5 protein-coding genes are annotated in these 4,508 nt (G+C 65.6%); 3 read left to right on the top strand and 2 right to left on the bottom strand.

What is annotated here, in order from left to right:
* Positions 1-74: 74 nt before the first annotated feature.
* Complete coding sequence (locus WEB61_RS07400) at positions 75-1,457, bottom strand: hypothetical protein (RefSeq protein ID WP_368063691.1); 1,383 nt, start codon at positions 1,455-1,457, stop codon at positions 75-77.
* A 79-nt stretch (positions 1,458-1,536) separates the two neighbouring features.
* Here WEB61_RS07400 and WEB61_RS07395 point away from each other — a divergent pair, with 79 nt between their 5' ends.
* Positions 1,537-2,025, top strand: coding sequence for a glutathione peroxidase (locus tag WEB61_RS07395; protein ID WP_368063690.1), 489 nt, complete (start codon positions 1,537-1,539; stop codon positions 2,023-2,025).
* The gene (locus WEB61_RS07390) at positions 2,022-2,525 is read left to right on the top strand and encodes a DinB family protein (protein WP_368063689.1); all 504 of its coding nucleotides are present in this window, start codon (positions 2,022-2,024) and stop codon (positions 2,523-2,525) included. Before WEB61_RS07395 ends, WEB61_RS07390 begins: the two co-directional genes overlap by 4 nt.
* A gap of 175 nt (positions 2,526-2,700) precedes the next feature.
* Here the strand turns inward: WEB61_RS07390 and WEB61_RS07385 are convergent, their stop codons facing one another.
* A complete protein-coding gene (locus WEB61_RS07385) occupies positions 2,701-3,372 on the bottom strand; it encodes an OmpA family protein (protein ID WP_368063692.1) in 672 nt (223 codons plus the stop codon).
* 281 nt (positions 3,373-3,653) lie between these two features.
* On the opposite strand from WEB61_RS07385, the gene WEB61_RS07380 reads away from it, so the two are divergent.
* Positions 3,654-4,418 carry an SDR family oxidoreductase gene (locus tag WEB61_RS07380; protein ID WP_368063688.1) on the top strand — a complete coding sequence of 255 codons (765 nt, stop codon included), beginning with the start codon at positions 3,654-3,656 and terminating at the stop codon, positions 4,416-4,418.
* The last annotated feature ends 90 nt before the right edge of the window (positions 4,419-4,508 follow it).

Below are 4,508 nucleotides of genomic sequence, written 5' to 3'. Positions count from 1 at the left end.
AGAGGGAGGGAGCGGGCGCAAGCCCGCGGAAGGGTGAGGGGGCCTTGCGGCGTGCTGGGCGGCGCCCGCGCCCCTCACCCCCGCATCCTTGCCTGCCTTGCCAGACTGCCCCAATGCGCCGCCATGAAGGGCGAGGGCCGGAAAGCCGGGTTTTCCGGCACACGCAGCACTTTTTCGAGCCAGCGCGCCTCGGCTGCATCCGCCTCCCGCCAGATCGCGCGCGAAAGCGTCCCGGCCTCGTCCGCGCCGCCGCCGCGCCGGAGAAGCGCCTCGACCCGGGCCAGGAACGAGGCCTCCAGCCGGTCCCGTTCCCCGGCGAAAGCCGCCAGCCTCTCCGGATAGTTCCCGAGCACCGCCCGGTGCAGCCTTTCATGCTGCCACCAGCGCGTCCGCGCATTGAACGCATCGCCCGGCGCCGGTCCGAAATCGGGCAGCCCCGCGTCCTCCCATCCCGGCCCGAAAAAGCCCGGCCCGAAAAACACCGGCTTGAAGATGCCGGTATCGGGCGCCGCCGTCGCGGTCAGCCAGTGAACGGCCCGCCCTTCGCCAAGCTCAGCCACCCATGACGCCGTCGTCTGCCCGAAGCGCCGGACCGGCCCGTAAGTCGCATGCGCCGACACCGCGCCGCCGAGAATGCCGTCCGGCCGCCAGTCGCGCCGCCGTGCCGCCTGCGCGCCATGGTCCCGCAGAAACCGCATCATCTCGCGGGCTGAAATGCCGCCCGTTTTCGCGCCCAGCAAGGCGCTCGTCCGGCACCAGCGTTGATGTCCGCTCGCCAGCGCCGAGCGCTGGCGGTTGGCAAAGACATCGGCGAAATCGAAACCCTGGCCCGCCGGCGCAAGTCCATGTTCGCGGGCGAGCCCTTCGGCGCCTTCGCTCAGCCGCTCGAAATCCGCCCCGATCGTGTAGCTGTTCGATATGCTGCGGCGGTCGCGCACGCGCTCCACCGCCCAGTCGCGCCCCACCGTTTCGAGCACGAAGGCGTCGCCCTTCGCATCGGCGATAAGGAACGCGTTGTGATATTCGAAGCGGCCTTTATGGGCGCAGTTCCCGCCTTGCCCATGCGCTTCGAGCAATGTCGTGATGACATCGAGCGCTTCTTCCGCGCTCGCCCCGCGTTCGAGCCCGAGCCTGAGCAAATCCATGCCGATCAGGGCCGGTTCCGCCTGCGGCGCGATCTTCGCATGCACCGCCTCGTTGCCGATGACGACGCCTTGCGCGTTGGCGCCCATCTCCGCGCCCCACATCCAGAACGGCTTGGACAGCAGCACGGCATGGGTGCGGGCGACTTGCGGGATCGAAATATAGGTGCAGGCGAGCGCCGCCCCCGGCTCATGCGCCGCCGCCGGCACGAACAGCGGATATTGCGCCTCGTTCGCCTCGCGGTCGGAATTCTTGGCGAAAAGAAGCGCGCCCGTCGCCGTCGTCCCCGGCCGCGCCACCAGCGTATCGCACATCGACTCTCTCCCTCGGCCCCGACGACATGAAGCGCGCCCATGCTATAATGAGCGGCAATGAAAAGGCGAGGAGGCCAAAATGCCGGAAGCCATGTCCGCCCATGATTTCGAATTCCTGACCGTGACGGGCGAGGCGCTGCCGCTGTCGCGTTTTGCCGGCAAGCCCGTCCTGATCGTCAACACGGCGAGCCGTTGCGGCTTCACGCCGCAATATCGCGAGCTGCAGGGCCTCTGGGAGCGTTACCGCGCGCGAGGGCTCACCGTTATCGGCGTGCCGTCCAACGATTTCGGCGCCCAGGAGCCCGGCACGGAGGAAGAGATCGTCGAATTCTGCGAGGTCAATTATTCGGTCTCCTTCCCGCTCACCGTCAAGCAGCAGGTCGTGGGCGGCGAGGCCCATCCCTTCTATCTCTGGGTGAGCGATGTCGCCGGCGAGGATGCGCGCCCGCGCTGGAACTTCCACAAATATCTGATCGGCCCGTCGGGCGAGCTGGTCGCGATCTATCCCAGCAAGACGGGCCCGCTCGATGCTGCGATTGTCGGCGAAATCGAAAAGCTTTTGTCGTGAGCGGCTACGCGCCTGTCGCCATCGAACTGTCGCGCTACAACCAGTGGCAGAACGAAAAGCTCTACGGCCTCCTCGCCGGCCTCGCGCCCGCCGAGGTCACGCGTCCGCGCGGCCTGTTCTTCGGCTCGATCCTGGCGACGCTCGACCACATCCTGATGGTCGACAAGCATCTCTTTGCTTACATCGAAGGCGCGCCGCCGCCCGCCGCTTTCGATCCGAAGCGCCGCGTCGAAACCGAATTCGAAAATCTCCGCGCCGCCCGCATCGGCATGGATGCCCGCCTGCGCATGACCTGCGAAGAGGCGGAGCCCGCATGGTTCGACGAAATTATCGTGATGCCGTCGGGCCGCGAGCTCCCGCGCAGCTTCTGGTGGGCGCAGCTTTTCAACCACGCCACCCATCACCGCTCGCAGGTCACCTCGGCCCTTACACTTGTCGGCATCGATTACGGCAACACCGACATGCCCTACAACCCCCTGACGCAGTTCACCGCACCGTAGACCCCTCACCCTTCCGCGGGCTGACGCCCGCTCCCTCCCTCTCCCCATCGGGGAGAGGGAAGGGGCCCGCCGATGCGGCGATAGCCGCGTCGGTGGGAAGGGTGAGGGGGCTCCCCCAAAACAAAAAAAGGCCCGGTGCTTCCACCGGGCCTTTCTTATACGGATGAAACCGAAATCAGCTCGTGGTCAGCGGCATCAGCCGGATTTCGACGCGCCGGTTCTGCTCGCGGCCGGCCGCCGTGTTGTTGTCGGCGATGGGCTGGCTTTCGCCGGCGCCGAGCACATAGAAGCGCTGCCCGTTGAGGCCCTGGCCGATCAGGTAGCTCGCGACGCTCTGCGCGCGCTTCTGCGACAATTCGAGATTGTACTGGTCCGAACCCGTCGAATCCGTGTGGCCCGTCACGTCGATCAGCGTCTTGTCGTATTCTTTCAGCACGATCGCGACCGAGTTCAGCACTTCGTAGAACTTCGCGTTGATGTCCGACGAATTGGTGGCGAAGGTCACATTGCCCGGCATGTTGAGGATGATGTCGTTGCCGACGCGCGTCACGCTGACGCCCGAGGCGCGCAAGCGCTGCGTCAGCTCCTTTTCCTGCTGGTCCATGTAATAGCCGATGCCGCCGCCGGCCAGCGCGCCGACGCCCGCGCCGATCAGCGCCCGTTCGCGCCGGTCCTTGGCGTCGCCCTTGCCGATCAGCCCGCCCGCAAGCGCGCCGACCACCGCGCCGCCAAGCGCGCCATAGGTCGTCTTGCTGGTTTTCTGTTCGCCGGTATAGGGGTCCTGCGTCGTGCAGGCGGCAAGGCCGAATGTCGCGACAATCGCGATCGCGGCGAATCTTTTCAACAACATGGTCTGGCTCCGATCTGTGGATGCGGCGTTCTCCGCGGAACGCGGGCGCCCTGGTCCGGTTGATGGCGGCCCGTCTTCCCGCCGCCGGCGTCGAGAGCGCGGGCTTTGTGGAATCCGGGAGCGATGGTGTAAAAGACCCCATACCCCGTTGGTCGCCGTAACCCTATCAAACCGCGCGCCCGGCGGGAACGGCTTTGAACTAGGTATATCTACCGAAAACAGCAAAAAAACCCTGTCCGGAATCGGGGCAGGATCCGCACCGGAAAAGGAAACCCCTCATGTCGCTCTTCGATCTCACCGGCAAGGTCGCCATCGTCACCGGCTCCACCAAGGGCATCGGCGAGGCCATTGTCCACCGCATGGCCGAACACGGCGCCAAGGTCGTCGTCTCCAGCCGCAAGGGCGATGCCTGCGACAAGGTCGCTGGCGAGATCAACGCGAAATATTCGGACAGCGCCATTGCCGTCCCCTGCAACATTTCCGAAAAGGCGGACCTGCAGCGTCTCGTCGACACGACGATGAAGAAATGGGGCAGGGTCGACAGCCTCGTCTGCAACGCGGCGGTCAATCCCTATTTCGGTCCCTCGAAGGACCTGCCCGACGACGCCTTCGACAAGATCATGGGTGCCAACATCAAGTCGAACCACTGGCTGGCGCATATGGTGCTGCCGCAGATGGTCGCGCGCAAGGAGGGCTCCATCACCATCGTCTCTTCGATCGGCGGCCTGCGCGGCTCGCCGATCCTCGGCGCCTATTGCGTCTCGAAGGCCGCCGACATGCAGCTTGCCCGCAACCTCGCGGTCGAATACGGACCCTCGAATATCCGCGTCAACTGCATCGCGCCGGGCCTCATCAAGACCTATTTCGCAAAAGCCCTCTGGGACAATCCCGAAATCCTCGAACGCTCCACCGCCGGCGCGCCCCTGAAGCGCATCGGCATGCCCGACGAAATCGCCGGCGCAGCGGTTTTCCTCGCAAGCCCCGCCGGCGCCTTCATGACCGGCCAGACCATGGTCATCGACGGCGGCGCCACCGCGTCGTAGAGCAACAGGGGGACACTTTCTCTCCAACGTCGTCACCCCCGGGTCAAGCCCACTGCTGTCCGGTTAAGAAGAGTAGGATTCGATTCAAAT

Source organism: Parvibaculum sp. (assembly GCF_040882025.1).
Lineage (GTDB): Bacteria > Pseudomonadota > Alphaproteobacteria > Parvibaculales > Parvibaculaceae > Parvibaculum.
This window is presented reverse-complemented; position numbering and strand designations above follow the sequence as displayed.

Coding starts and splice junctions, on each gene's coding strand:
- WEB61_RS07400 (WP_368063691.1), bottom strand. CDS start 1,457: ATGTGCGATACGCTGGTGGCGCGGCCGGGGACGACGGCGACGGGCGCG.
- WEB61_RS07395 (WP_368063690.1), top strand. CDS start 1,537: ATGCCGGAAGCCATGTCCGCCCATGATTTCGAATTCCTGACCGTGACG.
- WEB61_RS07380 (WP_368063688.1), top strand. CDS start 3,654: ATGTCGCTCTTCGATCTCACCGGCAAGGTCGCCATCGTCACCGGCTCC.